Origin of the sequence: Pseudomonas sp. St316, from assembly GCF_018325905.1 — a bacterium.
In the GTDB taxonomy this organism is placed as follows: Bacteria; Pseudomonadota; Gammaproteobacteria; order Pseudomonadales; family Pseudomonadaceae; genus Aquipseudomonas.
On sequence record NZ_AP021901.1, the window covers coordinates 4,091,097 to 4,114,465 of the forward strand.

The window sequence follows — 23,369 nt, forward strand, 5'->3', positions numbered from 1 at the left end:
TTTCATCTCGCCCCACCGAGAACGCGTGCGCCAGCGCGCCCGTGGTAACGAAGCCTGCGTCAGTCAGCGCACTTGGTCACGACCCTGCCGTCGACCGACGGATGTACCGGAAATGGCGCCATGGCCTCGAACACGCCGTCGCGTCGCACCAGCGCGTGGAACAGAGCGGCCCCAAGGTGCAGCAGGATCAGCGCGAAGAGGCAGAACGAGAGGAACTTGTGAGCGTTCCACAGCCAGCTGTGCAGGCCGGCGTCGGGCGACACGATGGCGGGCAGATGCAGCCCGGCGACGAGCACCGGGTAGTCCGCCGCCGACAACATGGCCCAGCCAAGCAAGGGCATCGCGAGCATCAGCACATAGAACGCGACATGCGAGAGCTTGGCGGCGAGCTTCATCGGCTCGGGCATGTCACGCGGCAGCGGCGGCGCACCAAGGCGCCAGCGGACGATCAGGCGCAGCACCGCGAGCACGAGGATCGCAATGCCCAACGGCTTGTGGATCGAGACCAGCATCAGGTACGCGGGCGTGATCGTCGAGACCATGCCGACGCCGATGAACAGCATCGCGAGGATGCAGATCGCCATGCCCCAATGAAGCGCCCGCTGCAACGGCGCGAATTGCTGGTTGACTTGGCTCATGGCTTGGCTCCGGTGGTGGTGGACGGGGTGCGCGGATAGTCTTTTTCTTCGGCGGTCCGGCGGTTGTACGAAACCGAATAAGCGGCCGAACGTGCGGCGGGGAAAGGGTCGTCGGATGTGCGCATACCGGCCGGCAGCACGGTGGGATCGAAGTTGATGTCGCGGCATGAGCCATCGGCCTCAGGCTCAATCTTCGTCACCGACAGGGTGCCGACGCCGACGCTGCGGCGATCTTCCGGCCAAGCCTTGCTCGGGTCGGCGGTCGGGTCGCCCGGGTCGGCGACCATGACCGTCATAGCCCAGCGCTGCGTCGCCTTCGCGACGCGCTCGGTGATGTCGGTCAGCAGGAAATCGGGCTCGCGCTTCTTGAGTTCATCGCCCGAGACCAGCACAGGTTTGGCGACCGGCTTAAAGGACCAGCGCACGGCTTTGTCTTGGCCCTGCGCGTTGGTGAAGACGAAGCTGTTGATGCCGTTGTAGCGGTCTTCGGCGTACGAGCTGGTGAACGGCGCGCTGCCGGCCCACTGGCTAAACGCACTGATCTCGGGGTGCACAGCGGCGAAGTTCTTCAACGCATCCGGATGGCTCTTGTCGGCAGAAGCCACCTGCAAATCGTAGAAAGCCTGCGGCGTCGCGACCGGAAAGAACGGCGCATTGATCATCGCGGAGCGCCACTCCTGGCCGTCGGGCGTTCGGATGCGCAGGCTCAGGGAGCGCACGCGCGCTGTGCCATCGGGCGCTTTGAGGTCGGGCGAGGCGAGGTTGAAGCGGCCGGTCACGGGATAGGTGCCGGCGGCGAACATCTGTGCCTTGGACAAATCGCTTCCCGTGCCGTTGGCCTCGAAGGTACCGGTGAAGCAGATACCCTTGGCATGGGCGCGGCGGAAACCGAGAGCCGGTCCTGCGGGCGGCGCCAGCACCTCGACGATCTTGGTCGGCGTGAGGCGTGCGGGTGTCAACCAACCGGCTGTGTATGCGAACGCGGCGCCGACGGCGACAACCACCGCCGCGATCAGTACGAGCGGCCCTAGAAAAGACTTATTGGAGTGAGGATGTCGCTCGTTCATCGAAATTTCTTCCGGAGTGCGGGGTGGAGAGTTCTGTAACGAATTTAACGCTTTACTCAAAACCTTGTGCGAAGTCGCTACGGCGCTGAAGACTTCTATATACACCGGCCAGCAACGTTACGTTGCCGCCGGCCGCACGGCTCGGCGAAGAAGCAGTACAAGTGGCGATGATTATTCCCCCAGGCAAAACTGCACAGCGAGGTGATGGTGAATCTGCATCCGGGCTCCAGAGTGATGCTCTGCGACGCGTTTTGTCTGCCCCCCCTCAACGGGGTGCCGGCTTCTTTGATTTCTACCGTGCCGACCTGGAAGTACGCTGGCCGGAGATAGCGAGGATGACACAGGAACGCGCCACAACGCCGTCGATCAAGACGGAACAAGCGACACACTGAGCGAGACCAAACACGTAATCCCCATTGCAGGTATAGTTTGTTCCCGTCATACCGATTTCGTCACGAATCACCCACAGCAGCGGCTGTGTCGCCCTCAGCTTCGACCTGATAGGTCTTATCGTTAATCTGAAGCGCCATAACTCTCCAGCCATCTTGGCTCTAAAAAGCGCTATTAACGGGGCGTCGCGTAATGGCTACCTATACATGGTTTGAAAGTATCACGAGCTTAGTGGGCTCAATCATGCAGCCGCGTGCTAGGCACTATGAATAAAAGTACGCAATACAAGAAATCACCGCGCATCGATGGCTCATCAATACAGTGATTTAGTGCCCGCTCAACTACGAACGAGCATGACTCACAACTAAGCAACATGCTTGAGACGATTACCGTTACCGATTCAGGGCTTTGCATTTTTTCTTTTGGAAAAACCTACCAACCCACAACCGGGATGTGGGTATTACTTTTCGGCCAGCGGCTAATTTTTTCAAATGGCCTCTTGCCCCTACAGACCTGAAGAACGGGTTTAGAGGCAGCTTCAGCAGGAAGCCGCCGGAACGGAAACAGAGGTTGTGGTCTCTCTGTCGACGCAGCCCAACAAGCCTTGACCAAACAAGCTTTCACGTCCGTTAAGCACTTGGCCGATGTCCTCTACAAGGTCTCGCCCATCGCCTGTCCCAGACCGAGTCACTCGAATCGGCGACCAACGCAACCTGCGGCGGTTTTTCCGCCGGCCATATAGCGAGGCTGAGCTGATGCAGGCGGACCGAATACTTCCATGTACGGGACTCGATGATCAATGGTCATCGCAGCGTGGTGATATGTCATTCGAACAAGCATGAACTTATCGGGGTAGGTTTCCATTTCGAACCGCCTGGGACTTGGGGGCGCGATTATCCAATAGCGTGCATAGATGCTTGCAATTTCATGGGATGTTTTGGGGCAGTGACAGGCATACATTAGCTGGCAAAGCCGATCCCGACGGGCGACGTCATTCACGAAACATGTTCCCCATGGTTCTAAAAGCCTATGACGCCGACGACAAGCCCCCCGCTGCCCGACGGGTATTCAGGCTGGCAGGAACAATCTCAACTACATGTAAGGCAAGCACATGCAACTGACACAGGAATGGGACAAGACTTTCGCCAAGAGCGACAAGGTGGACCATAAGAAGATCACCTTCACGAACCGCTATGGCATCACCCTGGCGGGCGACCTGTACCACCCGAAGAACGCCAGCGCAAAGCTGGCAGCTATTGTCGTCTGTGGCCCGTTTGGCGCGGTGAAGGAGCAGTCCTCCGGGCTCTATGCGCAAACCATGGCCGAGCGCGGCTTTGTCACGTTGGCCTTCGATGCATCCTACACCGGGGAAAGCAGCGGTGAGCCGCGCAACGTCGCCTCGCCAGACATCAACACCGAGGATGTGAGCGCGGCAGTGGATGCTCTTGGCCTGCAATCCTCCGTTGATCGCGAGCGAATTGGCGTCATTGGCATTTGCGGTTGGGGCGGCATGGCGCTGAATGCCGTGGCCTTGGATAAGCGCGTCAAGGCGGTTGTCGCCAGCACCATGTACGACATGACCCGCGTCATGTCCAAGGGCTACAACGATAGCGTGACCCTCGAACAGCGCACGCAAGGGCTCGAACAACTGAGCGCACAACGTTGGCTCGACGCGAAAAATGGTGCCCCTGCTTACCAGCCCCCTACAACGAACTGAGGGGTGGTGAAGCGCAGTTTATGGTCGATTATCACGATTACTACAGCACAACCCGCGGACACCATCCGCGCGCGGTCAACTCGGGCAACTCGTGGACGATCACTACACCCCTGTCGTTCATGAACATGCCGATCCTGACCTACATCGCGGAAATTTCTCCACGCCCGGTCCTGTTCATCCACGGCGAAAACGCCCACTCGCGCTACTTCAGCGAAACCGCTTACGCGGCCGCCGCGCAGCCGAAGGAGCTGATGATCATTCCAGAGGCCAGCCACACCGATCTGTATGACCGTGTGGACGTGATTCCTTTCGACAAGCTGACGACCTTCTTCACGCAGCACCTGGCCACGGCGACAACCGCCGCTTGACGTCTTGAGGCAGTCGCATCCGGGCGGACAATGCACCTGGATGCGACTGAGCGGGATGACGCGCCCTACGGTATGGATTCATGCCACTCAGCACTTCTGACTTTCCAGTGAGGATCGCAACCAGAACTGGCAATAGACCACTCGCTGAGGAGCATCTGCGCCATATTGCTGCGCTAATTCGCGCTCGAAACCTACGAATTCACGTGCAGGCGCGGCAACGCGTCTGGCCCATTTTCCGCATTGCAAAGGAGAACAACATGCAGAGCAAAACCGTTGACGTCGGTGCAGGCGGCGTTCTCTCCTCTCTTGGCGCTGCAAGCCGTAGGCATTCCTGGCACCGGCGGGCCGTGCCACAGCTTGGAATGCCGCTGCTTCTCCTTGCACTGTGCAGCGGCCATCCCGCCCACGCCGCCAGCACTGCGCTGCCCGTGGCCGCTGAGCAGGATGTGACTCAAGCACCCAAGGAATCGGATGAATCAAGCCTGTGGATGACCGTCGGGGAACGTCGCTTCGCCATCACACTGGCCGACAACGAGGCCACTCGCGCATTCGCCGCCACGCTGCCGCTGACACTGGACATGGAGGACCTCCACGGAAACGAGAAGAAAAAAGAGCTGCCTGAGGCGCTGCCCACCAGTGAGAGCCAGCCCGGCACGATCCGCAACGGAGACCTTATGCTTTGGGGATCGCGCACCGTGGTCATCTTTTACAAGACCTTCGACTCAGCTTACTCATACACCCGTCTGGGCCGCGTGGACGATCCGACTGGCCTGGCCCAGGCGCTCGGCCGTGGCGATGTTCGGGTGGTGTTCTCCCAATAGCAGCGTGCGCTGACAAAGTAGTTCCCACGCACTCAACACCGATCTGAAATACCGCCTCATCATCTGCTGCATCTCCTTCGCAGCCCGAATCCAGAGAGAGATCATGATCAAAAACAAAGTAGTCATCATCACCGGCGCATCGTCCGGAATCGGCGAGGCAACCGCCAAGCTGCTCGCGAGCAAAGGCGCAAAAATCGTGCTCGGCGCCCGTCGAGAAGACAAGCTCAAGCAGATCGCGGACGAGATTCTCCTGAACGGAGGCCAAGTGGTCTATCAAGTGCTGGACGTGACCAAGCAAGAGGACAGCGACAGCATCGTCCGCCTGGCCAAAGAAAGGTTCGGTCGCGTGGACGTGATTTTCCTGAATGCAGGGCTGATGCCGAACTCACCCCTGTCCGCACTGAAGACCGAAGACTGGCACCAAATGATCGATGTCAACGTCAAGGGCGTTTTGAATGGCGTGGCAGCGGTGCTACCCGAGTTCCTGGCACAGAAGTCTGGGCACGTCATCACCACCTCGTCGGTGGCGGGGCTCAAGGCGTATCCGGGCGGCGCCGTCTATGGCGGTACAAAGTGGTTCGTGCGCGACTTCATGGAAGTCCTGCGCATGGAGTCCGCCTTGGAAGGCAATAACATCCGCACCGCGACGATCTACCCGGCCGCCGTCAAGACGGAACTGCTGGCGACGATCAGCGATAAGCAGGCGCTTGACCAGATGCAGGACATCTATGACAAGTACGGCATTTCTCCAGACCGGATCGCCAACATCGTAGCCTTCGCGATCGACCAGCCCGATGACACGACAATCAACGAGTTCACAGTAGGCCCTGCGAACCAGCCTTGGTAAGTGCATTGCAGTCACGCAAGGCGTCCGACAGCCCACCACTGTCCTGACAAGGAGCTTTCATGAAGACCGTACCACTAGGATCAACCGACACTCGGGTTCCCAATGTCGTCGCGGGCATGATGCGCATTGCCGGCAGCACCGATGACCAGATCCGGGCGCTCTACACCGCGGCGCGCGAATCGGGCATCAATTTTTTCGATCACGCCGACCTCTACGGATTCAACCATCCCGGCGGTGGCCCGCACCTGTGCGAACGCCGGTTCGACGAGGCGCTGCGACTCAGCAGCGCTGAGCGCGAGCAGATCTTCCTCCAGTCCAAAACCAGTATTGTGGCCGACCCGTGGCACTACGATCAGTCCTACGAGCACATCGTGGCGTCGGCCGAGAGGTCGCTGAAAGCGCTGGGGACCGACTATCTGGATGTGCTATTGCTGCACCGGCCCGACGCACTCGTGGAACCGGAAGAAGTCGCCCGCGCCTTCGACCACCTGGAGACCACCGGAAAGGTTCGCGCATTCGGGGTTTCCAACCATACTCCCCGTCAGATCGATCTGCTCAAGACCGCCGTGACCCAGCCGATCCTGGCGAACCAGGTCCAGCTTTCGCTGACGCATTCGACGATCGTCGCCCAAGGCCTGTCGTCGAACATGACCGGATTCGACGACTCAATCACTCGTGACGGTGGCGGCATCGTAGACTACGCACGGATTAATAAAATCACGCTGCAGGCGTGGTCTCCGTTCCAGAAAGCCTTTCAGGATGGGGTCTTCTTCGACTCTCCCGACTACCCGCAGCTTAATGCCGAACTCAAACGACTCGCTGCGAAGTACGACGCCACTCCGACCGCGATCGCGACAGCCTGGATCACTCGTCATCCCGCCGGCATCCAAGTGGTACTGGGCACCACGAGACCCGAGCGCCTCATCGAAGCAGCCGCGGGCTCGAATATCCCGCTCACCCGCCCCGAATGGTACGGGCTTATCCAAGCGGCTGGCCACAACGTTCCCTGAACGCACCCGAACGTCGAAAGTGGCGCCTGTCCCTCTGATTACTAGCCCCACAACGGCGTTAACACCAGAGCTCTGCTTGGATCATGCACGCCGAAGCGTAATGATCGAAAACACGGACCGCTTCTCCCCGACGGGGACTCCTTATGTATGGCGAGGGCCTTGGCCAAGCCCTCACCATACTCTCTCAACGCATCTGCAGGATGATCGGGTTGCTGCTGGCCGGATTGGTTCGCTCACGCAGTTCCTTCACCTCGTCAGCCTTCACTGCGCCTCCCTGATTACCCCATGACGTGCGAACGAAAGTCAGTACATCAGCGACTTCCTGATCAGAGAGTTGGTTGCGGTATGGGGGCATGCGATACGAATCCGGAATACCATTGGCAACGACACGTTCGGAACCGTTCAACGTGGCATTGATGCTCGTAGCGCTTTGCTTCACCATCGATGAAGATGCGCCTGCCAAAGGAGGTATCCATGGCGCCTGCCCGCTGCCGTCACTGCCGTGGCAACTGCTGCACTTGGCCATATAGTTGGCTGCCCCAGGTGTCGACAGAGGTTGTTCTGCCAGTTTGGCCGCTGGCTTCCATGGCGGCCCGTCACGCTTTGGATCGCCCGGCAACGACACCAGGTAATGCGCAATGGCTTTCAAGTCCGGGTCGGACATGTATTGCGTCGAGTTGTTGAAGACTTCCGCCATGGTGCCCACGACCACGCTGTGAGCGTTACGTCCGGTTTTCAGATAGTCGACGATCTCCTGCTCGCTCCAGCGCCCCAATCCAGTGTTCGGATCCTGGCGCAGGCTCGGCGCGTACCACCCATCGAGCAGCGAACCGCTGAGGAAAGTAGCGCTGCTTTCATCCAGCGACTTCTCGTTCATCGTCAAGCTGCGTGGGGTATGGCAACTGCCACAATGCCCCGCACCCTGGACGATGTAGGCGCCGCGGTTCCACAGCGCATCCTCTGAGGGCTTGGCCTGATAGGCACCGTCATCGACAAACGCGGTATTCCACAAAGCCAGCGGCCAGCGCATGTTGAGCGGCCAGGGGATATGGCTTTGCTGGTTCTGCTGCTGCGCCGGCTTAACGCCGGCCATGAAGAACGCATAAAGCGCCCGCACATCATCGTCGCTGAGCTTGGCATAGGATGGGTAAGGCATAGCCGGATACAGCCTGTGCCCGTCAGCCGCAACTCCGCTGCGTACTGCGCGATCAAAGTCGGCCAGGCTGTAATTACCGATGCCCGTTTGTTTGTCCGGGGTAATGTTGGTGGCATAGATTGATCCCATCGGGGTCGCCATCTCCAGGCCGCCGGCAAACGGCGCACCTTTGGGCGTGCTGTGGCAGGCCACGCAATCGCTAAGCCTGGCGACATATTCACCACGCTGGACGAGCTGTGCATCTGCCGAGGGTGCAGATGCCTCATTAGCAAAAGGCGAAAATGGCGTGCGATTGACAAACCAGCCCAAGCCAGCTGCCACGACGATGCCTGCTGGCAGCAGATACTTTATAGTTTTATTCACGAACCATTCCTCATCAGGTGTCGAAGCGGTACTGCGATAGAGGCATGCTGCGAATTCGTTGACCGGTCAGTCGCGAGACGGCGTTAGCAACCGCCGGTGCCACCGCAGGCAGAGGCGGTTCACCGATTCCGCCCATTGGCGCACCACTCTCCACCACACGGACATGGACCCTGGCCATCATTTCCGGTGTGAGGATGCGGTAGAGGTCGTAATTGCGCGCCACCGGCGTACCACCTTTGTAGATGGCTTGTTCGATCAGGGTTTGAGACAAGCCAAGGGCCACGGCTGAGTTGACCTGAGCCTCGATGATGGCGGGATTAACGATGCTACCCGGATCGATTGCCTGCCAGATGTCGTGAACCTTCACAGCTCCGTTGCTGATGGAAACCTCTGCGATCACCGCCGTTTCGGTACCAAATGGCGATGCCATTGCAACGCCTCTTGCTCGCTTGGTGCCGTCTTGCGCCGTGAACGGCCCTCGTTTCCACCCCCCGGACAGGTCGGCCACGGCCTTGAGCAAGTGGCTTAGCCGCTCGTTGCCCTGCAGCAGCTTGGCCCGCAGCTCATAGGGATCCTGACCGCCGGCATCCGCCACCTCATCCAGAAAAGCTTCATACATGAAGTCATTGATGGAGTTCCCGACTGAACGCCAGTAGCCCAGCATCACCGGGGTCTGCGAGTACAGTTGAGCGATCCGACGATGGGCAATGGCGTATTTTTTACCGGCCAGGCCTTCGACGGCGGTCGGGTCGATTTTGTCTCCTTGTTTGTTAGCGATACCCTCAGTTGGCCCTTCCGTGGCACTAATTGCTTCAAAGGCCACCGGCATGCCCTGTTCATCCAGGCCAGCGCGAAAGCGCACTACGGCGGAAGGACGAAGCACGTCACGCAAAAACTCTTCCTCGCGGCTCCAGATCACCTTGATCGGTCGACCCGTGGATTGAGCCAGCTGGATAGCTTGAGGGTAAGGTGATGCATTCGGGTATAAAAAATGCCGGCCAAAAAAGCCACCCAGCAGCGGAGAGTGGAGAGTGATTTTGGAAGGGTCCATACCGGTACGCTTGGCGACGTCGGCCAAAAACAAATCCGGGGCCTGGTTCGGCAGCCACAGATCGAGATTGCCTTCAGCGTCGAAGCGCGCCAGGGCCGAGGGCGGCTCCAACTGGGCGTGGTTGAGGTATTGGGTATGGTAAGTCGCACTGACGACTTTCTTGGCGCCGGCCAGCCCCTGCTGCAGGTCGCCCTCACGTTCGGCCTCATCCCCGGCGTCGGTGGTTTTACTCAATTGCTCCGCATAGGCCTGGGTGTCGAAATTAGCCGGCATGTAGCGCACGGTTGAATCGCCACCCGGCTCCGTCCACTCCACTTGCAGAGCCTCGACGGCACGCTTGGCCACCCACCAGCGTTGCGCAACCACCGCCACTGCCCCCTCAAGACGGTGCACCGAATGTACGCCTTTGAGGTTTCTGATCTGATCCTCGTTGCGCACCAGGCCCACTTGCAGACCCAGGCGCGGCGCATGTTGTACCGCAGCATGAAGCATGCCTTCGACACGAGTATCGATGGTGTATTGCGCCTTACCAGTAGATTTGTCGTAGACGTCTATTCGCTGGACCGGCTTACCGATCCAGCGGAATGTGGCAGGGTCGCGCAGAGTAACGGTTTGCGGATCGGGAATGGGCAAATCGAGCGTTAGCGGCGCGAGTTCACCGTAGGTGATCGATCGATTGGAAGCGACATGAATGACCCGCCCTGGCTCAGTAGTCAGCTGCGCCAGCGGCACCTTCCAGTGAGATGACGCGGCCTGCAACAGCATCAGGCGCGCCGATGCGCCCAGTCGGCGCATGGTCATGTAGCTCGCGCGCATCGACCGGCTACCACCCGTGAAGCGCATGCCACCTTCCATGACTTTGAAGTCATTCCCGGGCGCCGCGTTCTCCACCAGAAAGCTGGCTGGATCTATATCGAGCTCCTCACCCACGACCTGTGCCATGCCCGTGAAAATGCCCTGCCCCCCTCAATAAAGGGGCTCTGCAGGCGAACGGTATTATCCGGACGAATCTCCAGGAACGCCGGTACACGGGCGCCAGGCGGCAATGCCTGGGCACGCTCGGCAGCCCGCAACGGGCCAAGGGGAATTCCGAAGCTGATAACAAGCGCACCCGCCGTGACGCCAGCCGATGCTTGCAAAAAACGGCGGCGAGAGACGTTCACAGGTTGAGCGTCGGAGAGTACGCCGCGCTCGGCGATTGAATCATCCAGTTTTGACATAGTATTCCCCTGTGTTTGCATTCAATGCTCGGCCTGGCAGCAGACCAATCTCTGCTCCATTAAAGGTGGTCAGGATTAGCCGTCGGCATTGTCACCAGGCACGTCGCAGTCGCAGCTCAGTCGAATTGCGCGTGCTCAAGCACCAGCAAGCTCATCGACAGCAGTCTTGATCGCGTTATAAGTGCCGCAACGGCAGAGATTCGTCATGGCGGCAGCAATATCGGCTTGGGAAGGTTTGGGAATGCGCTGCAACAGCGCAGTGGCGGCCATTACCTGGCCAGACTGGCAATAGCCACACTGGGCGACTTGATGCTTGACCCAGGCCGCCACTACGCGCTTGCCCAACTCGTCGTCTTCAATGGCTTCGATTGTGCGAATCTGTTTGCCCTTTACCCCTTCAACCGGTGTAACGCATGAGCGAAGCAGCACGCCGTCCACCATGACCGAACAGGCGCCGCATTGCGCCAAACCGCACCCGTACTTGGTTCCGGTCAGGCCGATATCGTCGCGAATCACCCATAACAATGGTGTATCCGCATCCGCCTCAACCTCATACACAGTGCCATTTACGTTGAGTTCCATTGTAAGAATGCCTCGATTGAAAACAGTGTGAAAAATGGCCGAGCACGACCTGCGGATAATCTTTGGCAACTGACCATTCGCAATAACAACACCTGCAACGTCGTCTTTTTAGACGAGCCTTACCCTACTGGGCTCGTCCGTGGCACAGCAAGCGAACCACGTGAGTCAGCTCGCAAGGTGCTATTAATCAGATGAATAAATATTCTCTTCAAACGGCAGGCGTGCCGCGCCAATCATCGGCGCGGCACCGCTTGGTCTTGGATAGTCGTATCAGGCCTTCAACGACGGCAGTGCTGCGGCTTCCTCGTCAAAGCCATAGACCGATTTGATTTCCAGATACTCTTGCAACCCGAAAACGCCCATCGAGCGGCCAATGCCGGATTCCTTGTAGCCACCCATAGGCGTCAGCGAGTTAGTCGGCGCGCCGTTAAAACAAACGCGCCCGGCACGCAGGCCGCTGGCGAACTCATACGCCTTGCGCCGGTCCCCACCGAATACATAGCCACCCAACCCATAAGGCGAGTCATTGGCGATTTCCAATGCCTGCGCCTCGGTGGAATAAGGCACCACCACCAAGACCGGCCCGAAAATCTCTTCCCGGCAAATAGTCATCTCCGGCGTCACATCGACGAACACGGTCGGACGGGTGAAAAAACCACGTTCGAAGCCTTCGGGGCGTCCCAGTCCGCCAACAATCAGTCGTGCACCCTCATCGAGGCCCGACTGTATGTGGCGCTGGATGCTGTTGAATTGTGCCCGGCTGACAATCGGCCCCATGGTCGTGGCGGGATCTCGCGGGTCTCCGAGACGGAATCGGTTTGCTTCGTCAACCAGAAACGGAATGACCTGCTCCACCTGACTTTCATGCACCAACATGCGACTCGGCGCGTGGCAGGATTGTCCGGTATTGAAGAAGCCGCGCTGAATATTCCAGCGCGCGGCCTTTTCAAGATCGGCGTCTCGCAGCACGATATTCGCCGACTTCCCGCCCAACTCCAGGCACACGCGTTTGATGGTGCGTGCCGCTGCCTCGCCTACCTGCGCACCGGCACCGGTCGAGCCCGTGAAGGAAACCATGTCAACATCGGGATGCTTCGACATCGCCTCGCCAATCACTCGCCCCGAGCCGTTGAGCATGTTGAAAACGCCCTTGGGTACGCCTGCGGCATCCAGCACCTCTGTCAGCAGAATAGCGCTGACCGGCGAGTTGATACTGGACTTGGATACGACTGTACAACCGGCGGCCAGCGCATAGATCAGCTTGATGACGGTTGTCTGGATCGGCCAGTTCCAAGGCGAGATCAGTGCGCAGACACCCAGGGGTTCACGGCGAACAATCGTATTGCCAATTCGCGCCTCGAACTCGTACGTCTTCAACAGGTCGCGAGCGACCCTCATATGTTCGATTGGCCCCATGACCTGAGCACGGGCGCTGCAGGGAATACCCACCTCTTGCGCAATGGCCTGTACAAAATCATCGGCGCGCAATTCGTAGGCTTCGATGATACGGTTGATCAGGTCGTAACGCTCATCGAGGGAAGACTGCGAATAGCTTTTGAATGCACGCCGAGCTGCGGCCACGGCAGTGTCCACCTCTTCAACAGTCGCCATGGCGACCGTGGCAAACACTTCTTCGGTAGTCGGATCAATCAATTCCTGGCGCTGGGAGGTCGCGGCCTCTACCCATTCACCGTCGATATAAAACTTCGCGTAATCGTGCATCTTGCTGGTGCCTCCAGTTGTTGTTATTCGGTGAGGATTTTCGTGACAGGTGGCAACACGGTACCCGCCGATTCAACCAACAGTTTCGACCGGCGAACTGCTTGCCCGGCGAGTCATTGCATCTTCACGAATCAGGTCGGCGGCTTTCACACCAATCATGATGGACGGCGCATTGGTGTTGCCCGACGTGATGAATGGCATGATCGAGGCATCCACCACCCGCAGTCGCTCGATACCACGGACACGCAGTCGTTCGTCCACCACCGCCATGGCGTCGTTACCCATTTTGCAGGTGCCGCCCTGGTGGTGGGCCGAGTTGCCGGTTTCGACCAGATAGTTGTAGATATCTTCATCGGTACGAATGTGGGGCCCCGGCAATTGTTCCGAAACCACGCGAGATTTGATGGGCTCGCTGTTCATGATTTTGCGTATCCAGCGCACACCACTGATCACGGCATTGATGTCGTAACCGCTGCTCAGGAAATTTGGCGTGTAATCGGCCGGGTCAGACGGGTTGGTCGAGCGCAGCGTCACTGTTCCCGTGGTGCTGGGACGCAACTGATAAACCGACACCCCGAGCCCGGGATGCTTTTCAACGTCAACCGTGCCATCGGGAAAGTATTGAAAGGTCATAGGCCGAAAGCTGATTTGGAGATCAGCGTAGTCCTCGTCCGAGCTACTTTTAACAAACGCCGCGACCTGGGAAGAGCCAAGGGCAAGATACCCTTTGCGGGTCATCAGGTAACGGAAGCCTTCCCAGTACTTGCGCAGGCCTACGAGGTTTGCGTTGTACGAACTGTCTGGGGTGCAACGGAAGGCTGTGTGAATATAAAAATGATCCTGCAGGTTTTGCCCTACTCCTGGGGAATTCAGAACTTCGGGAATTGCGTGTTTTTCCAGTTCAGCCCTTGGGCCGATGCCGGACAACATCAGCATCTGTGGGGTCTTCAGCGAGCCTGCTGACAGAATCACTTCGCGCGCCGCATAGATACGCTCCAAACGGCCACTCTTCAAAACCTCTATACCGACAGCGGTACGCCCCTCGAATAAAACGCGCTGCAGCTCGCATCCGGTTCGAACCGTCAGGTTCGACCGTTCAATGACAGGCTCGATAAAAGCCCGGTAAGTCGACATCCGTTGCCCGTCTTGGATGTTGTGCTGCATGAAACCTACGCCATCGTGCAAGGCGCCGTTCATGTCCTCGGTCACCGGGATACCAATACGGTTAGCGGCCTCTATAAAATCGTAGCTACTCTTTTCTTTGACGACCGGATCACTGATCCATAGCGGACCATTCGCTCCGCGATATTCATCGCCGCCCCGCTCAAAGTGCTCCATCTTTTTGAAATACGGCAAGACATCTTCATACCCCCAGCCTGGGTTGCCCAAGGCACGCCAGCCGTCAAAATCCTTTTGGTGACCTCGGATGAATACCATGCCGTTGATGGAGCTGGATCCACCGAGCAATTTGCCCCTAGGCCAATACATCCGACGCCCTTGAAGCTTCTCCATAGGCGAGGTGCGGAAATTCCAGTTCAATGACTTATTGAAATAGAGCTTGCCCATTCCCGCGGGCGTATTGACCCAGAAACGATCTGAAGCAGGTCCCGCCTCAATAAGCAGGACGTTGTTCCGGGGATCGTCAGACAAACCGCGCGCAACCGGACAGCCCGAAGAACCGGCACCGACAACGATGTAATCATAAATCTGCATGTACCCACTCCTCCCGCTATTTCCCGACGCGGGAAGTGCCTTTGAACAACCTGTCAAAACGCTCAAAGCGATAAGCCCATTCGGGCCCCTGGTCCGTTTCGTAAGCCAACACTGCGGAGAGCATCGCGAAAGGCTCTATATAACGGGCAACCTTCAGAGCCCCAGCGTCCACCGGTTCAAAGCCCACCTGACTGATAAGATCCGAAACTGTGGCTTTACTGGCTTCGTCCTCGCCACAGAAGATCAAACTGGGACGTAGCGCCTCGTCCCTGGCCGCGAATACATCGAACAGAACTTCGCTGGGCGTCGACTGGAAGGCCGCAACGACATAGGCCTCAGGAATCATCTGTGCCAGCGTTTCCGCACCGGAAATCGTATGGCCGATGACAAGCTCGGTGTCTTCCGCGTTTAAAGGATTGCAGCAGGTCACGACGATTTTGCCGCTCAAGTCATCCACCTGGCTGAGGACGTCAGGCACTTGAAGCCAATGCACGGCCAAGAGGACCAAGTCAGCGTTGAATGCCGCCTCTGCCGGCGTGCTGGCCTGTGAATTCTTGCCTGCCGATGCAGCCAGATCGGCAAGTTTCTGCTGATTACGCGAGTAACTGAAGGAAACCTCATGGCCAACCCTGGCGAACATGGTGCCCAGATGACTGCCCATTCGGCCGGAGCCAAGAATTCCGATTTTCATGAAAGGCCTCTTGTTATTTTTTCGATTAAAAACACGGATGGCGTTCGGGTGAAAGGCTCGACGGCGAATAGAGGTATGATCAAAATTGATTAATCCCCTCCACGATTGTCATGGCCGGCTCATGAACATAGATCCTTGGAGCGGGCGCTTGAGCTGATACAGTATTCGCCCCCACGCAGAGAATGATGAATGGCAAAGGAACACTACAGCGACCTGCTCGCGCTCATTGCAGTTGCACGAGAGCAAAGTTTCACGCGGGCGGCCTCCCAGCTGGGAATCTCTCAATCGATGCTCAGTCATAGCATCCAGAGATTGGAGGCTCGGGTCGGCGTACGTCTTCTCACTCGGACGACCCGTAGCGTATCCGTCACCGAGGCCGGTGAACGTCTGCTAAATACCGTTGAACCGCGGTTGCGGGAAATCGAGACCGAACTGATCGCCGTAGCTGAATTTGGCGACACCCCCGCCGGTAACATTCGCATCACGGCAACCGACCATGTCATCGAAACTGTGCTTTGGCCGAAATTGGCACAAGCGCTGCCGAAATACCCACAAATCAGTGTAGAAGTCGTTATCGACTATGGCTTGACGGACATCGTGGCCGACCATTTCGACTTTGGCATCCGGCTCGGGGACGGGTTGGCAAACGGGATCGAAGCCGTTCGTATCGCTCCCGACATGCGTTTTGTAATGGTGGGCGCGCCGTCCTACATGGAGTCTCGTACCATGCCGACCAGACCTCAAGACCTCATGGAGCATGAGTGTATAAATATGCGCCTACCAACACGTGGCGGCCTGTACGCGTGGGAGCTGGAAAAGGACGGCCAGGAAATCAATACGAGAGTCAAAGGCAGACTTGTATTCAACGGCATCAATCAGATCCTGGATGCCGCTGTATCGGGTTTCGGGCTGGCCTATGTTCCCGAGGACATCGCCCACCCCCATCTGGTTAACGGCACTCTGGTTCCTGTCATGCAAGCCTGGTGGAGAACATTCCCGGGGCTGCACCTTTACTACTCCAGCGAGCGCGAGAAGTCTCGGGCGATGCAGGTTCTAATCGATGAGTTACGGTACCCCGGATAGTCAACGATGCTCTGAACCCTTCCTTTTTCGCATCTGAATTATTCGCCATCATTCATAGGCGCTTTCGGATTTCAGATCATTACAGATCATCCTTAGCCCCCTATCATTTCGCCTCAAGCAAGTCGCGATGAGACAGCGTCCCATCGCCCGCTGGGGTCGATCCCTGGTTATTTTTTCTTTTCATTAATTCGTCCATTCGCCTGGCGCCCTAGTTGTCGAGGCCGTCATGTATTGGTTATTTCACAGGAACACCGATGACTACCTCAACTTTGAATACGGCCCAGATTGACAGCCGGATCTGGAGCGCCGTGGGGTCTTTGACACTCTGCGTGGCTCTGCTGATCGCCGCAGAATTCATGCCAGTGAGTCTCCTGACGCCCATCGCCACCGACCTTCACACCTCACAAGGCATGGCTGGCCAAGCCATTTCCATTTCCGGCTTCTTTGCGGTGGTGGCTAGTCTTTGCATTGCCTCTATCGCCGGACGCTTCGATCGACGCCATGTCCTGGTCTCGATGACCCTGCTGATGCTCATTTCGCTTGTGGTCATAGCTCTGGCGCCGGGCTTTACTTGGTTGATGATCGCCAGAGCTTTTCTAGGCGTCGCAATCGGCGGTTTCTGGGCATTGTCCACCGCCACTGTGCTTCGGATAGTCCCGGAGGAGGCTGTGCCCAAAGCCTTGGGCATGATCTATATGGGCCACTCAGTGGCCGCTGCGTTTGCCGCCCCCATTGGGGCCTATGTGGGAGGTCATCTGGGGTGGCGCTTTGTGTTCGCGGCGCTTGTACCGATTGTCATCATTAACGTGATCTGGCAATACAAAAGCTTGCCCGCAATGCAGCCCGAAAAAACCATTCCCCTTTCCAGGCTGTTCGGGGTGCTGAAACGTCGGAACGTCATGTTCGGTCTGCTGGCCGCCATGCTGACGTTTGGTGGTACGTTCACCGCTTTCACTTATTTGCGGCCATTTCTCGAACAGGTTACTGGCGTCGACTCCACTCAACTGTCGGTTTTGTTGTTGAGCCTGGGCATAGCCGGTTTCGGTGGTACGTACATCGTCAGCCGACTGCTGGAAAAACAATTCCTCTTCCAATTGTTGCGCTGGCTTCCGGTGGCGTTGGCTGTCATGACGGTGGCTCTGGCCGAGCTGGGCTACAGTTTCGCAGCCGCCGCCATCATGATGTTTGCCTGGGGGATGTTGTACTCGGCCATCCCCGTATGCTGGTCGACCTGGCTCGCCAAAGAGGTAAGCGATGAGCCCGAAACTGGCGGTGGACTGATGGTTGCAGCTATCCAGATGGCGATCATGGTCGGAGGCGCTTTCGGTGGCAGCTTGCTGGATCATGTATCGGTGACAGCTCCGCTGATTGGCGGCAGCGTATTGCTCATCCTGGCAGCGCTGGTCGTTGGAAATGGCGGGCGGCTTACCCAGTCCACGCCCGCCCGATAGCCTCTTGCGCCCAAGCCGTCGCTATGCATCCGCTACCTCAATAACAGCGGTGCATCGTCTTTAAGCACATTCAGCAGTACTTGCGCCGCTGGCGACAAATAGGCGCCGGTTCGCACGAAAACGACAATCGTGCGTTTCATTGTGGTTTCCTTGAGCTTGATCTCCCGAAGGTGCGTCACACCCTTTACGTCTTCGAGAGTCTCCCGGGCCAGAAAGCTGAGCAGGTTGGTTTCACCAATCAGGCGTGGCAGCAAGGAGATCGAAGTCGTTTCGATCTGTACTTGAGGCAAAGGCAGGTCTCTGGACTGAAATGCATTGTCTATCCAGCGTCGGGCCGGCACGGCGGTGGCAGGCAGCACCCAACGGTACTGGCACAAATCGCGCAACTCATAACCTGCGCTAAACAACGGATGGTTGCGGCTGGCGACCACTACTGCCTCATCGTCAAACAACGCATGAAATTCCAACAAAGGATCTGCTTCGTACTGCGGGCAGATCACCATGTCCAGCCGCCCGGAAAAAAGTGATTCGCGCAGTAAATCGTCCTGCCCAATCACCAGGTTCAAGGTGATCTGCGGCGCACGTGAAAGCAGAGTCGCGGTGAGGTGCGGAAGCAGGTGATCAGCCATGGAAGCAGCGCAGCCCAGGCGAATATTGCCCATTACCCCGTTGGCAACATCACGTATCTCTCGCTGGGTTTCGGCAACGCTCTGCTGCAACTGTTTGCCACGCACCTTCAGCAACTCCCCCACTGCCGTCAGCTTGATCCGACGCCCGTCGCGTTCGAACAGCCGGGCACCTAGCGACTCCTCAAGTCGTTGGATGCTTTTAGTCAGCGCCGGCTGACTGCGGTTGAGCTTTTGTGCGGCCCTGCCCAGATGGCCCAGCTCGGCGATGACTTCAAAATAGGCAAGGTCACGCAGGTCCATATCTATCAACCAAAGTTATCAATCAATCGATATTAGAAAATAGACTTTATCAAATACGCTATCAATAATTATCAGCACATCGATAGCGATGCCACGCCCTCAAGGCGACCAGCGATTGGAGCACGACTCTTGTCTTCTTCTGCCAGATTTTCTCTACATGCCTACCCCGCGCCATTCAAATGGTTGGCGCTTGCGCTAGTGGCTGGAGCAGCCGGTCAGTTGCTGAAGTTTCTAGGGGTGCCAGCCGGCCAGTTCCTGGGGCCGATGATGGTCGCCATCGTATTTGGAACGTTCGGTGCGGGCATACAGCTCCATCCCTACGCCTTCAAGCTGGGCCAAGGTTGTGTAGGCATTCTGGCGGCCCATTCCATGACGCTGGCAGTGCTTCTCTCGATGGCCCAGTCCTGGCCGATGATGCTGCTGGCAACCGCCGCAACGGTTTGCCTCAGTGCTCTGGTCGGGCTCGCCTTGGTATGGGCAGGCATTCCGGCCAGCACCGCCGCATGGGGAACGGCTCCAGGCGCTGCCTCGGCGATGGTCTCGATGGCGGATGAGTACGGTGCCGATTCGCGAGTGGTCGCCACCATGCAATACGTGCGAGTCGTGTGCGTGGTGATGATCGGCGCACTGGTGAGCCACTGGGTCGGGGCACCGACAGGCGGCGAAACGCACGTGACAAACGTCGAGCCGCAAAGCTTCGGACTACTTAATCTAGGCCTGACCATCGCCACGCTGCTTGCTGGTGTTGCACTGGGCAATCGAGTGCCCGCCGGGGCGCTGTTGATGCCGTTGCTGCTGGGTGGCGCCTTGCAAATCAGCGGCCTGTTGCACATCGCGCTGCCCGACTGGCTCCTCGCTACTGCTTATGGCGCGCTGGGTTGCTACGTCGGCTTGCGCTTTGACCGCCCAACGATTGGGTACGTCTGGCGGCGCCTGCCGGCGATGATAATGGGGGCGACGCTTTTGATCGCGCTGTGCGCACTATCTGCCTGGCTATTGGCATCAATATCGGACAGGGACTTCCTCTCGATTTACCTGGCCACCAGCCCGGGCGGGCTCGACACGATGGCGATCATCGCGGTGGACACGCATTCCGACGTGGGACTGGTGCTGGCAATGCAGACCCTGCGGTTGTTTGCGGTCATCCTGACAGGGGCTTTTGTGGCACGGCTGATCATTCGTTTGTCTGAGCACCGTCAGATAACGTCATAGGCTTAAGCCACACCGCAAATGTCTGCATGCCCGAGGGCTGGTTTCCCCTACTCGGCAACACTTCCCTGTCACTCACCATCGCTAGCAAACTCCTCCGTAAACTCTACGCACCACGCACTGGAATGTTATTGTTCATGCGCACCCACGAAGATCATTCAAGCCATGCAAGATGACATCCTTAAGCAATCCTTTGGTGGGTTGATGGCCTTTATTGCCGTCGCCCGGGAAAAGAGTTTTACTCGAGCAGCAGCGCATCTGGGCCTGTCTCAATCCGCGGTCAGCCATGCCGTCAGCTCACTGGAGCGAAATCTGGGCACGCGTTTGCTTGCGCGCAACTCCCGCTCAGTCTCGCCAACGGAAGCAGGTGAACGGTTACTGGCAACTGTCGGTCCCCGCTTCGAAGAGATCGACGCTGAATTACTGGCGTTGTCAGAGCTGGGCGAAAGCCCAACCGGGACCGTACGCATCACCGCATCGGATCATGCCATCCGATCGATCATCTCCCCAAAGTTGAAGAAATTCCTGCCGAAGTACCCTGGGATAAAAGTCGAGCTGTTCGCGGACAATGGGCTTATCGACATCGCAGCAGATCGTTTCGATGCGGGCGTCCGATTGGGTGAGGCGATAGCCCAGGACATGATCGCCGTACGCATCGGTCCTGACATGCGATTCACCGCAGTAGCGACCAGACGCTACTTCGCCAGCAGCCCTGAACCAAAGACGCCCGAAGACTTGATGCAGCACAATTGCATAAACCTGCGTCTTCCTACCCATGGTGGATTGTGGCCTTGGGAGTTCGGGGAAGATGGCCGGCAGTTGAACATGCGGGTTGATGGTCAGCTGATTTACAACAGTATTTATGATTGCCTTGATGCAGCCATTGCAGGCTTGGGTATCGCCTATGTACCTGAAGACATCGCGGCCCCCTATGTCAAGGCCGGCCACCTGATTCCGGTACTGAAAGACTGGTGCCCGCTGTGGACAGGACTTCATCTCTATTACCCAAGCCGTCGGCAACCCTCCGGGGCTATGGCGTTATTAATCGCCGCGTTGCGCCACGAGTCATGACAGAAAAAAAGGCCCCGCACAGCGTGCAGGGCCTGAAAGAGCCATGAAGACTCAAGGGATGAACGTTCCACCAAGGGCAAGTCGAGCGATGCGCACTACGACCTACGTTCAGACTTGAAGCCACAACATCCTATGCAAACCGGGCAGTTGCGGCTTCAAAGATGGGTTACTTCAGGTTGGTTCGGAAGAAAGAAGTCAGCTTGTCGAACGGAATCAGGTTCACCCGATCATACAAGTCCACGTGACCCGCGCCTGGCACGATGAACAATTCCTTAGGCTCACCCGCCAGCTTGAAGGCTTCTTGGCTGAACTCCAGCGAGTGTGCTTCAGAGCCTGCGATGAACAGCATAGGACGAGGCGAAATCGACGCAATATCGTTGAACGGATAGAAGTTCATGAACTTCACGTTGCTGGTCAGCGTTGGATGCGTCGTCACTTCAGGCGAAGACCCGGCCGGGGTGAACTCACCACGAGGCGTGCGATAGAAATCGAAGAATTCGCGCTGGATGGGATGGGTGTTCGCGTCCAGTTTATGCACGGTACCGCCGGTGTACTTGGTTTCTCCACCCGTGAATTCTACATAACGCTGCTCAGCCGCCTCTGCGATGATCTGCTTGCGCTGTTCAAGTGTTTGCGAGTGCTTGAGCGCATCGCGGTTGGCTGCGCCCATGTCATACATACTGACGGTGGCAATCGCCTTCATCCGAGGGTCGATTTTTGCCGCACTGATGACAAAACTGCCGCTGCCACAGATACCGAGAACGCCGATGCGGTTGCGATCGATATACGACTGGGTTCCAAGGTAATCGACCGCTGCGCTGAACGCTTCGGAGTAAATATCCGGCGCCACGGCGTTACGCGGTTGCCCCTCGCTTTCGCCCCAGAACGATTGATCGATCGCAAGGGTCACAAAGCCTTGTTCAGCGAGTTTCTGAGCGTAAAGATTTGAGCTTTGCTCTTTGACCGCCCCCATCGGGTGGCCAATGACAATCGCAGGGCTTTTATTGGCCTTATTCAAATTTTTCGGGACATACAGGTTCCCGACGACTTTCATTCGGTACTGATTATTGAAGGATACCTTCTGCTCAGTCACCTTATCACTCTTGAAAAAGTTGTTCGCGCCGTTGGACATATCGGCTGCCATCGCAGTAAACGAACTGGCCAGCAGGGCCAGCGTAAAAAATAATTTCTTCATGGTGTTGTTCCTAATTAAGAACCGATGTGTGGACATCCAAAACGACTGCGGCCTGGCTCGATGAACGCCAGTGGAATCAAATCCAGCTGGCCAACTGCGCTGAACGGAGCATTGGGCTTTGACGCCGGGCACTACCCTTCGTGGCATTACGTCTAAGCCCACAAAGGATCAATTCGTCGAGGTCAATGTATTCGAGGCGCGACCTAGAAAACACCACATCCAATTGAATGGAGCCATGCACAAAAGTAATTAATAGCTGCTGGATTATTTGAGGCTGAGAGCTGGTGCGCTGATAATTTTCTTAGCTACAGCTCAGAGCATACCCACGGAGAACGGGATGCTCATTAAATTGCTCCGTTAATCAACGACGAAAAAGCCCCGACTCCCCACTGCGCCCATCCATCAATGTAACAGAATAATGCAGACCTAATCGTCGATTGCTCCACACCAGCTTCAGACTAGCGTTGCCGATCATCCTTCCAAGGGGCGTATAACGTCCTGGATCCTCATCAATGCCGGCGCCAACCCCCGTACGATTTCGTTGGCCTTGGCCGTGGGCACCAGCGTCCTGGAACGTCGGATAAACAAGGGGTCTTTAAAGTGGACGCGCAGCTTCGCCAGCGTATTGCTCACCGCTGGCTGCTTTACGTTCAGTCGTTCGGCTGCCCGCGTCACGCCTCGCTCGCGATAGACCACCAAGAGAATGAACAAGGCATTGAGATCGATCGCCGTAAATAGCGATTCATCAAGCTTCATCGTGCGGTCCCCTTCCGATTTGGGGCGTGAAACTGGCAAACGTCAGGTTGGAACATGACGTTACCAAATGATTGACCAACGCCGTCATCGACTCACTCTCAAAGTGCTCAGTCATCATCGATGCCGCGCTCCAGTAGCCACTGAAGACCCACAAACCAGGATCGCGGGAGCTGCGAATCACGCTATAGCCCAGGCATCCGTGTACTTTTTCAAAAGTCTCCGCGTACGCCTTTAAACGCTGTTCAAAGTATTGGTCAACCTCTTCGATCACTCGAATCTCCAAGGTATTAACTGCGGCGATATTCATATCCGGCCCTGC

18 protein-coding genes and 4 pseudogenes are annotated in these 23,369 nt (G+C 57.4%); 9 read left to right on the forward strand and 13 right to left on the reverse strand.

Annotated elements, in window-relative coordinates; all coding sequences use genetic code 11:
• Positions 1-59: 59 nt before the first annotated feature.
• Both KI237_RS18005 and KI237_RS18010 read right to left on the reverse strand, forming a co-directional pair.
• Positions 60-638, reverse strand: coding sequence for a cytochrome b (locus KI237_RS18005; RefSeq protein ID WP_212796417.1), 579 nt, complete (start codon positions 636-638; stop codon positions 60-62).
• Entirely contained in the window at positions 635-1,705 is a 1,071-nt protein-coding gene (locus tag KI237_RS18010; RefSeq protein WP_212796418.1) for a catalase family peroxidase, read from the reverse strand. The genes KI237_RS18005 and KI237_RS18010 overlap by 4 nt, the downstream gene beginning before the upstream one ends.
• A gap of 171 nt (positions 1,706-1,876) precedes the next feature.
• Here KI237_RS18010 and KI237_RS30820 point away from each other — a divergent pair.
• Positions 1,877-2,028: pseudogene (locus tag KI237_RS30820) on the forward strand (urease accessory protein UreD); the annotation flags it as partial.
• Between the two features lie 14 nt (positions 2,029-2,042).
• On the opposite strand, the pseudogene KI237_RS18015 reads toward KI237_RS30820, so the two are convergent.
• Positions 2,043-2,235 (reverse strand): annotated as a pseudogene (locus KI237_RS18015) ((2Fe-2S)-binding protein); the annotation flags it as partial.
• Between the two features lie 971 nt (positions 2,236-3,206).
• On the opposite strand from KI237_RS18015, the pseudogene KI237_RS18020 reads away from it, so the two are divergent.
• The 4 genes and pseudogenes from KI237_RS18020 (at position 3,207) to KI237_RS18035 (ending at position 6,858) form a co-directional block, all read left to right on the forward strand.
• Positions 3,207-4,180, forward strand: a pseudogene (locus tag KI237_RS18020) (alpha/beta hydrolase).
• 257 nt (positions 4,181-4,437) lie between these two features.
• On the forward strand, positions 4,438-5,001 hold the full coding sequence (locus KI237_RS18025) for a cyclophilin-like fold protein (protein WP_502937040.1): 564 nt from the start codon (positions 4,438-4,440) through the stop codon (positions 4,999-5,001).
• A gap of 103 nt (positions 5,002-5,104) precedes the next feature.
• Positions 5,105-5,848, forward strand: a complete 744-nt coding sequence (locus KI237_RS18030; RefSeq protein WP_212796419.1) for an SDR family oxidoreductase — start codon at positions 5,105-5,107, stop codon at positions 5,846-5,848.
• Between the two features lie 59 nt (positions 5,849-5,907).
• Positions 5,908-6,858: an aldo/keto reductase gene (locus tag KI237_RS18035; protein WP_212796420.1), complete on the forward strand. Its 951-nt coding sequence runs from the start codon at positions 5,908-5,910 to the stop codon at positions 6,856-6,858.
• Between the two features lie 184 nt (positions 6,859-7,042).
• Here KI237_RS18035 and KI237_RS18040 read toward each other — a convergent pair whose 3' ends face one another.
• The 6 genes and pseudogenes from KI237_RS18040 to KI237_RS18065 form a co-directional block, all read right to left on the reverse strand.
• Entirely contained in the window at positions 7,043-8,377 is a 1,335-nt protein-coding gene (locus KI237_RS18040) for a c-type cytochrome (protein WP_212796421.1), read from the reverse strand.
• A 13-nt stretch (positions 8,378-8,390) separates the two neighbouring features.
• Positions 8,391-10,648 (reverse strand): annotated as a pseudogene (locus KI237_RS18045) (xanthine dehydrogenase family protein molybdopterin-binding subunit).
• Between the two features lie 135 nt (positions 10,649-10,783).
• Entirely contained in the window at positions 10,784-11,230 is a 447-nt protein-coding gene (locus tag KI237_RS18050) for a (2Fe-2S)-binding protein (RefSeq protein ID WP_013692840.1), read from the reverse strand.
• Between the two features lie 270 nt (positions 11,231-11,500).
• Positions 11,501-12,952, reverse strand: a complete 1,452-nt coding sequence (locus KI237_RS18055) for an aldehyde dehydrogenase family protein (protein ID WP_212796422.1) — start codon at positions 12,950-12,952, stop codon at positions 11,501-11,503.
• A gap of 72 nt (positions 12,953-13,024) precedes the next feature.
• Complete coding sequence (locus KI237_RS18060; RefSeq protein ID WP_212796423.1) at positions 13,025-14,665, reverse strand: GMC family oxidoreductase; 1,641 nt, start codon at positions 14,663-14,665, stop codon at positions 13,025-13,027.
• 16 nt (positions 14,666-14,681) lie between these two features.
• Positions 14,682-15,356 (reverse strand): NADPH-dependent F420 reductase, encoded by a 675-nt coding sequence (locus KI237_RS18065; RefSeq protein ID WP_212796424.1) that lies wholly within the window; start codon positions 15,354-15,356, stop codon positions 14,682-14,684.
• A gap of 189 nt (positions 15,357-15,545) precedes the next feature.
• On the opposite strand from KI237_RS18065, the gene KI237_RS18070 reads away from it, so the two are divergent.
• Together KI237_RS18070 and KI237_RS18075 are read left to right on the forward strand one after the other, a co-directional pair.
• Positions 15,546-16,439, forward strand: coding sequence for a LysR family transcriptional regulator (locus KI237_RS18070; RefSeq protein WP_212796425.1), 894 nt, complete (start codon positions 15,546-15,548; stop codon positions 16,437-16,439).
• 254 nt (positions 16,440-16,693) lie between these two features.
• Entirely contained in the window at positions 16,694-17,890 is a 1,197-nt protein-coding gene (locus KI237_RS18075; protein ID WP_201005350.1) for an MFS transporter, read from the forward strand.
• A 32-nt stretch (positions 17,891-17,922) separates the two neighbouring features.
• Here KI237_RS18075 and KI237_RS18080 read toward each other — a convergent pair whose 3' ends face one another.
• The gene (locus KI237_RS18080) at positions 17,923-18,819 is read right to left on the reverse strand and encodes a LysR family transcriptional regulator (protein ID WP_013692834.1); all 897 of its coding nucleotides are present in this window, start codon (positions 18,817-18,819) and stop codon (positions 17,923-17,925) included.
• Positions 18,820-18,948: 129 nt separating this feature from the next.
• On the opposite strand from KI237_RS18080, the gene KI237_RS18085 reads away from it, so the two are divergent.
• Together KI237_RS18085 and KI237_RS18090 are read left to right on the forward strand one after the other, a co-directional pair.
• Positions 18,949-20,031, forward strand: a complete 1,083-nt coding sequence (locus KI237_RS18085; RefSeq protein ID WP_212796426.1) for an AbrB family transcriptional regulator — start codon at positions 18,949-18,951, stop codon at positions 20,029-20,031.
• A 162-nt stretch (positions 20,032-20,193) separates the two neighbouring features.
• A complete protein-coding gene (locus KI237_RS18090; RefSeq protein WP_212796427.1) occupies positions 20,194-21,099 on the forward strand; it encodes a LysR family transcriptional regulator in 906 nt (301 codons plus the stop codon).
• Positions 21,100-21,265: 166 nt separating this feature from the next.
• Here KI237_RS18090 and KI237_RS18095 read toward each other — a convergent pair whose 3' ends face one another.
• The 3 genes from KI237_RS18095 to KI237_RS18105 all read right to left on the reverse strand — a co-directional run bounded on the left by KI237_RS18095 (position 21,266) and on the right by KI237_RS18105 (position 23,357).
• On the reverse strand, positions 21,266-22,294 hold the full coding sequence (locus KI237_RS18095) for an alpha/beta hydrolase (RefSeq protein WP_212796428.1): 1,029 nt from the start codon (positions 22,292-22,294) through the stop codon (positions 21,266-21,268).
• Between the two features lie 471 nt (positions 22,295-22,765).
• Positions 22,766-23,050 carry a LysR family transcriptional regulator gene (locus KI237_RS18100; protein ID WP_212796429.1) on the reverse strand — a complete coding sequence of 95 codons (285 nt, stop codon included), beginning with the start codon at positions 23,048-23,050 and terminating at the stop codon, positions 22,766-22,768.
• Complete coding sequence (locus KI237_RS18105; protein ID WP_212796430.1) at positions 23,040-23,357, reverse strand: antibiotic biosynthesis monooxygenase family protein; 318 nt, start codon at positions 23,355-23,357, stop codon at positions 23,040-23,042. The genes KI237_RS18100 and KI237_RS18105 overlap by 11 nt, the downstream gene beginning before the upstream one ends.
• Between the last annotated feature and the right edge of the window lie 12 nt (positions 23,358-23,369).

Excerpts from the sequence above, each read along its gene's own strand:
- KI237_RS18005 (WP_212796417.1), bottom strand. The coding sequence starts at position 638 with ATGAGCCAAGTCAACCAGCAATTCGCGCCGTTGCAGCGGGCGCTTCAT.
- KI237_RS18010 (WP_212796418.1), bottom strand. The coding sequence starts at position 1,705 with ATGAACGAGCGACATCCTCACTCCAATAAGTCTTTTCTAGGGCCGCTC.
- KI237_RS18025 (WP_502937040.1), top strand. The coding sequence starts at position 4,438 with ATGCAGAGCAAAACCGTTGACGTCGGTGCAGGCGGCGTTCTCTCCTCT.
- KI237_RS18030 (WP_212796419.1), top strand. The coding sequence starts at position 5,105 with ATGATCAAAAACAAAGTAGTCATCATCACCGGCGCATCGTCCGGAATC.
- KI237_RS18035 (WP_212796420.1), top strand. The coding sequence starts at position 5,908 with ATGAAGACCGTACCACTAGGATCAACCGACACTCGGGTTCCCAATGTC.
- KI237_RS18050 (WP_013692840.1), bottom strand. The coding sequence starts at position 11,230 with ATGGAACTCAACGTAAATGGCACTGTGTATGAGGTTGAGGCGGATGCG.
- KI237_RS18055 (WP_212796422.1), bottom strand. The coding sequence starts at position 12,952 with ATGCACGATTACGCGAAGTTTTATATCGACGGTGAATGGGTAGAGGCC.
- KI237_RS18060 (WP_212796423.1), bottom strand. The coding sequence starts at position 14,665 with ATGCAGATTTATGATTACATCGTTGTCGGTGCCGGTTCTTCGGGCTGT.
- KI237_RS18065 (WP_212796424.1), bottom strand. The coding sequence starts at position 15,356 with ATGAAAATCGGAATTCTTGGCTCCGGCCGAATGGGCAGTCATCTGGGC.
- KI237_RS18070 (WP_212796425.1), top strand. The coding sequence starts at position 15,546 with ATGGCAAAGGAACACTACAGCGACCTGCTCGCGCTCATTGCAGTTGCA.
- KI237_RS18075 (WP_201005350.1), top strand. The coding sequence starts at position 16,694 with ATGACTACCTCAACTTTGAATACGGCCCAGATTGACAGCCGGATCTGG.
- KI237_RS18080 (WP_013692834.1), bottom strand. The coding sequence starts at position 18,819 with ATGGACCTGCGTGACCTTGCCTATTTTGAAGTCATCGCCGAGCTGGGC.
- KI237_RS18090 (WP_212796427.1), top strand. The coding sequence starts at position 20,194 with ATGCAAGATGACATCCTTAAGCAATCCTTTGGTGGGTTGATGGCCTTT.
- KI237_RS18095 (WP_212796428.1), bottom strand. The coding sequence starts at position 22,294 with ATGAAGAAATTATTTTTTACGCTGGCCCTGCTGGCCAGTTCGTTTACT.
- KI237_RS18100 (WP_212796429.1), bottom strand. The coding sequence starts at position 23,050 with ATGAAGCTTGATGAATCGCTATTTACGGCGATCGATCTCAATGCCTTG.
- KI237_RS18105 (WP_212796430.1), bottom strand. The coding sequence starts at position 23,357 with ATGAATATCGCCGCAGTTAATACCTTGGAGATTCGAGTGATCGAAGAG.